At 51.0% G+C, this 5,297-nt stretch carries 4 protein-coding genes; 1 reads left to right on the top strand and 3 read right to left on the bottom strand.

What is annotated here, in order from left to right; all coding sequences use genetic code 11:
- Nucleotides 1-223: 223 nt before the first annotated feature.
- Nucleotides 224-1,942: a phospho-sugar mutase gene (locus J3L11_RS18415; RefSeq protein WP_207571932.1), complete on the top strand. Its 1,719-nt coding sequence runs from the start codon at nt 224-226 to the stop codon at nt 1,940-1,942.
- A 63-nt stretch (nt 1,943-2,005) separates the two neighbouring features.
- On the opposite strand, the gene J3L11_RS18410 is transcribed toward J3L11_RS18415, so the two are convergent.
- From J3L11_RS18410 to J3L11_RS18400, 3 genes are all read right to left on the bottom strand, one after another.
- Complete coding sequence (locus J3L11_RS18410) at nt 2,006-2,188, bottom strand: DUF2892 domain-containing protein (RefSeq protein ID WP_133037747.1); 183 nt, start codon at nt 2,186-2,188, stop codon at nt 2,006-2,008.
- Nucleotides 2,189-2,305: 117 nt separating this feature from the next.
- Complete coding sequence (locus tag J3L11_RS18405; protein ID WP_207571931.1) at nt 2,306-3,532, bottom strand: GGDEF domain-containing protein; 1,227 nt, start codon at nt 3,530-3,532, stop codon at nt 2,306-2,308.
- A gap of 168 nt (nt 3,533-3,700) precedes the next feature.
- Complete coding sequence (locus J3L11_RS18400; protein WP_242695335.1) at nt 3,701-5,161, bottom strand: methyl-accepting chemotaxis protein; 1,461 nt, start codon at nt 5,159-5,161, stop codon at nt 3,701-3,703.
- Nucleotides 5,162-5,297 lie beyond the last annotated feature (136 nt).

The following is a 5,297-nucleotide window of genomic DNA, read 5'->3' as shown; positions in this document are numbered from 1 at the left end:
TCGCAGGTATGTCCGCCATCAAGAAAGAGTCGAAAAACAAGAGCAAGCTGAGCTTGCTCTTGTATAGAAGGCCCCCTTTTAGGGGGTAATCACAAAGCCACCTTCTTCAGAAGGTGGTTTTTTACTGATACGGATAACGCGCAATATCGTGTTGAAGGCGCTTGAGCTACGCGCACAATTTGCCTAAGGTGGTGCATCTGAATTGCCATTAATGGGGATGAAAATGGATAGTCGATTGGCAATGCAACTCAACGCCTGGCTGGAGATGGACCCGGATCCAGAGACTCGTAATGAATTGCAACAGCTAGCGCAGCAGGGCAATAACAACGAACTAGCCGCGCGCTTTGCTGGACGTTTGGCCTTTGGTACCGCCGGACTTAGAGGCGAGGTGGGCGCTGGCCCTAGCAGAATGAATCAGCTAGTGATCCGTCAAACCGCGGCGGGGCTTGGACAGTATCTGTTGCGGCAGGTAGCAGATGCCAAAAGTCGTGGAGTGATTATCGGCTATGATGGCCGCTTGGATTCAGCACGCTTTGCGCAAGATACTGCCATGGTGCTGACTGCCTTAGGTATTTTGGTGCGGCTTACCCGCCATGTTTGCCCAACGCCATTGGTTGCTTATGGCGTTAAACATTTCAATGCGGCGGCTGGCGTGGTGGTGACTGCCAGCCATAACCCGCCACAATACAACGGATTCAAAGTGTACTGGGGCAACGGTGCCCAGATTATTCCGCCGCACGATGCTGGGATCGCGGCGTGTATCGAATACGCTGCTCACCAGCAAGTGACGGTACAATCATTGCTGGATGCCGAACAGAACGGGCAACTGCAATGGCTGGATGGTGATTTTTTCGAGAGTTATCGCGAGGCTATTTTGAACGCGCCATTATTGCAGTCCCAGATGGCGGACCACAATATTGGAGTTGCTTACACGGCGATGCATGGCGTGGGGGCTAAGATGGCTAAAACTCTGTTAGCGGATGCGGGGTTCCGTCAGGTATTTTCCGTGGCGGCGCAGGAGCAGCCTGACGGCCATTTTCCCACGGTGAATTTTCCCAACCCAGAAGAACCGGGCGCTATGGATTTGGTGATCACCGAAGCGCATAAACATCAGGCGCTCCTGGCCTGCGCTAATGACCCCGACGCCGACAGGTTTGCTGTGGCCGTGCGCCGAGCCGACAGCTACCAGATGTTATCCGGCGATCAGGTGGGCATATTGCTGGGACATTATCTGCTTAACAAAGCCCCCGCCTATCAACGCTTGGTGGGCACTACCATCGTGTCTTCGGCACTGCTTGAGCAGATTGCTAAGGCAGCCGGTGGCGTTTGTTATACCACGTTGACTGGCTTTAAATGGCTCGCTAATGAAGGCATGAAACAGCAACGCCAAGAGCAGCAATTCCTGTTCGCTTATGAAGAAGCCCTCGGTTATACCGTGGGTAGTCTGGTGTGGGACAAAGATGGATTATCCGCGCTGCTGGCTTTTGTGCAGATGACGGCCGAGCTGACGGCGCAGGGAATGAGCATCTGGCAGCAGTTAGAAGCCATTTATCGTGAACATGGCATGTATCTCAGCCGTCAGGTGAGCATCGCCTTAAAACCAGACACCCCGGATATTGGTGCTTGGTTGCGGCAACATCCACCTGCTTCTGTGGCAGGAATGACTGTATTATCAATAGCCGACTTAAAAAGTCGCCAGCACACTTTTGCCGATGGTCGGGTGGAATCTATCGCGTTACCTGCCAGTGATGTGCTGATTTATCATCTGGAAAATGGCGGCCGAGTGATCGTGCGTCCCTCTGGCACCGAACCCAAAATTAAATGTTATTACCAATTAGTAGAGCAATTGGTGGCACAGGATGATATGACCGCCGCTGAATTGCGTGGCAACGCACGCATGGAGGCTTTTGTGCAGTTGCATCAGGCGTCATTGCCCCAATAAAGGGCGTATTGTGCAAGCACTAAAACGCCGACATAACGTCGGCGTTGGTTAGCAAAGGTCAGATTATTTTTTACAGCTGGAAATACCAAACGGTACATAGAGTGGACACCAGCCAATAGCCGCTGTCATTAAGGGAATGATACCGATAATTCCCCACCAGGATTGGTAATAATAGCCCGCTGCCATAATGGCCAGACCGATAATCACCCGAATGATTTTGTCAGTTGTCCCCACATTACACTGCATAGCGATTCACCTCTTAGCTCATGGCTCATTCTATGAATGGGCAATTGTTGGAAATCTTTGACTAAGAGTCATTATGCGACCTGCAACAGTAAGTTACCATCACTTGATGCAGATAACCTACAGCACTTTCACACAGTTTCGGCCCTGTTCTTTGGCCTGATACAGCGCCTTGTCTGCTGCCTTGATGATCTGTTCTGCTTGCTCTCGGCCTTGGGCTTTTTCTGAGACACCAATGCTGACGGTGATCTGCACTTTTTTCTGTCCAGCGCTTGCACTCTTGCCGCGTTGTTCGGCCGTGGCTGTTTTGCGGCGGGAGCGGTCTCTAACGATAAATGGGGTATTGGCAATTAATTCTCTGATTTCATTCAGGTATTCTGCCGCCTCTTTCTTACCCATACCGTGAAAGATGAAGGTAAATTCTTCGCCGCCATAACGGAACACTTCACCGCCACCACCTACCTGGGCGATTTTGCTGGCCACCATTGCCAGGACATCATCGCCCACATCATGACCGAAGGTGTCATTGAATTTCTTGAAGTGGTCAATATCCAGCATCGCCAGTGAATAGTGGCGAGACAACCCGGCTAGGCGTTCAAACAGCTTTCGGCGACCATGCAGCCCAGTCAACTGATCTCGATAGGCCAAGTCATGGGAGGTTTTGATGCCGGTCAATAGCGCAATGCTCAAGGCTGCAGTCGCGAAAATACTGGAAATATAGAGAATATCTAGGCAATACAATGGTACGGTGTTAGCCAGCATAACAAAGAATAGGCCGATTTGAATCGTGCCCTTACGCCACAGGCATAATCCTAGGCTTAGTATCAACATCGTCAGTGAAAACAGCAGTCCATTGACGCTGACCACCATTTGCGCATAACTGCGTGGTGCAAAATAGCGATCCAGCCACGCAACGATATTGGCTCCCTCCAGCACGTAAAATGCAGCGGCTAATCCAGCCACCATTAGCGCCAAGCTGCAAAGCACAAAGGTATTGGGATGGGTGAGCCCACGCTCGGTAACCAGTTGATTGCACAGCATCATTAACGGCATGCAGAGCACCAGCAATGTATACACGTAGCGAACCAGCTCAGACGTGATAGGGGCCTGTAGATAGCTGCGGATCAGCAGATAATTGGCTACGGTCAGCAGTATACTCAGTAGTAACTGACGTTTGGAAAACTGCAGTGCAATCAAGGTTCCAATTGCGCCTAGGGCGTAAGGCAACCACAGCAATGCTGTCAGCCATTCACCGGTAATTCTGTCATTAAACAATACCGCAATGGTCGCAGCGGCCAAGATAAGCAACGGCGGAAAAAAGCCGTTGATTAGGTGATTCTGTGCCATTGATATGTCATTAATTTGTGCATGAATAATTATCGGAATTTACCGTATGAGCCTCGGCATTGTATCCGACCCAGATGTTTTTACTACTTTTAATCCTTGAAAGCATGGGCTAAATCCGATAAATCACAGGCGGCAGGTCGTTAAACGCTGCCGCCTGAGCTCCGAACATCAGAGAATGAACTTATTGACCTCTCGGTTAATGTCGGTACCAAGCTCCTTGAGGGTAATCGCCGCGGCGGAAGCGGTTTCGCTGCTACGGGACATCTCATCGCCCACTTCGCGAATGGTTTCTGTGTTGCGGTTGATTTCTATAGTCACAGACGCTTGCTCTTCGGCGGCAGAGGCAATTTGTGCCGCCATATCATTAATATGGCTGACGGCTTCATTGATCTGCTGCAGGATATGACTGGCAGCTTTGGCATCATTGACACTTTCCGAGGCCATATCGCCGGCATGGGTCATCGCAGTTACCGCTTTCGCTGTGGTTTGCTGCAGGATTTCAATGGTGGCTTCGATCTCTTTGGTGGAGTCGTGGGTACGTTTTGACAATACCCGTACCTCATCTGCAACCACAGCGAAGCCTCGCCCATGTTCTCCGGCGCGGGCCGCTTCAATCGCTGCATTCAACGCCAACAGATTAGTCTGATCGGCTATGCCTGCAATGGTTGACAGAATCGAACTGATCTCTTGTGAGTGGCGGTGTAATTCATTGATGATACTGCCGGTGTTGCCAAGATCATCCGCTAGCGCTGAAACCGAATGCTGACTTTTATCCACCTGCTGCCGCCCCTGCTCGCTGAGCGAAACGGTATCCATTGCCTGATGCGAGGTCGATTCGGCATTGCTGGAAATTTCCTGCGTTGCAGATGCCATCTCGGTGATGGCAGTGGCCACCATGTGTAGTTCAGATTGATGCTTCTGTACCCGCTGGTGCTGCTGGTGGGCAGTAGTGGCGGAGGATTCGGCTTCCTGTTGCAGTGAGGTCGCCGTCTGTCGCAGGTTGGAGATGATACCGTGTAATTGCGCGATGAAGCGGTTAAAACTGCCGGCCAACTGACCGATTTCGTCATTAGCATTGATGGGAAGACGTTTGGTGAGATCACCGTTGCCTTCCGCAATGGCGTTAAGGTTGCTACGGATTTGCTCCAGATCGCGGAACAACACGCGGGTCATCAGCACCATGATGATTATTGCGAGTAACAGCATGCCGATGCCAATAGCCACCTGTGTTATAAACTGCTGGTGCACTGGTGCCAGTATCTCATCCCGATCCATCACCATGACAAACGTCCAGCGAGTCCCCGGAATTTTCACGGCATACAGCAGACTGTCCTGAGCGTTAATGTCAGCGCGGACAATCGCGTGCCCTTGTATTAATGCTTGGATTTTATTCGGAGACAGCTCTGTAGAAAACTCTGAAGCCGGTTTGCGGCGCCACTTAGCGTCAGGATGCGCAATCAGTTGGTCGCTGTCATCAATAAGTAAGGCGTAACCTTTGCCGGGGATTGCCAACTTGCCGATGGTTTCGGTGAGCGTATCCAATGTCAGATTGCCCCCAATAATACCGATTAACTGATTATCACGGTGTACCGGATAGGCAATCGTCACCACAAATTTGCCGGAGGTCAGGGAGGTGTACAGGGCGGGATTAAGCTTTGTTAAATGTGTTAACCAAAGAAAAGTTCAGATCTAAAGTCCCCATTCCACGCCGCTTTGCGCATCTTACTCGGCTTACTCACCTTTAATGGGTGTTGCTGCAACAAGT

Source organism: Shewanella sp. 4t3-1-2LB, from assembly GCF_017368415.1.
Taxonomy (GTDB): Bacteria; Pseudomonadota; Gammaproteobacteria; order Enterobacterales; family Shewanellaceae; genus Shewanella; species Shewanella fodinae.
Note: the sequence above shows the minus strand (reverse complement) of the source record. Positions and strands in the feature narration are given on the sequence as shown.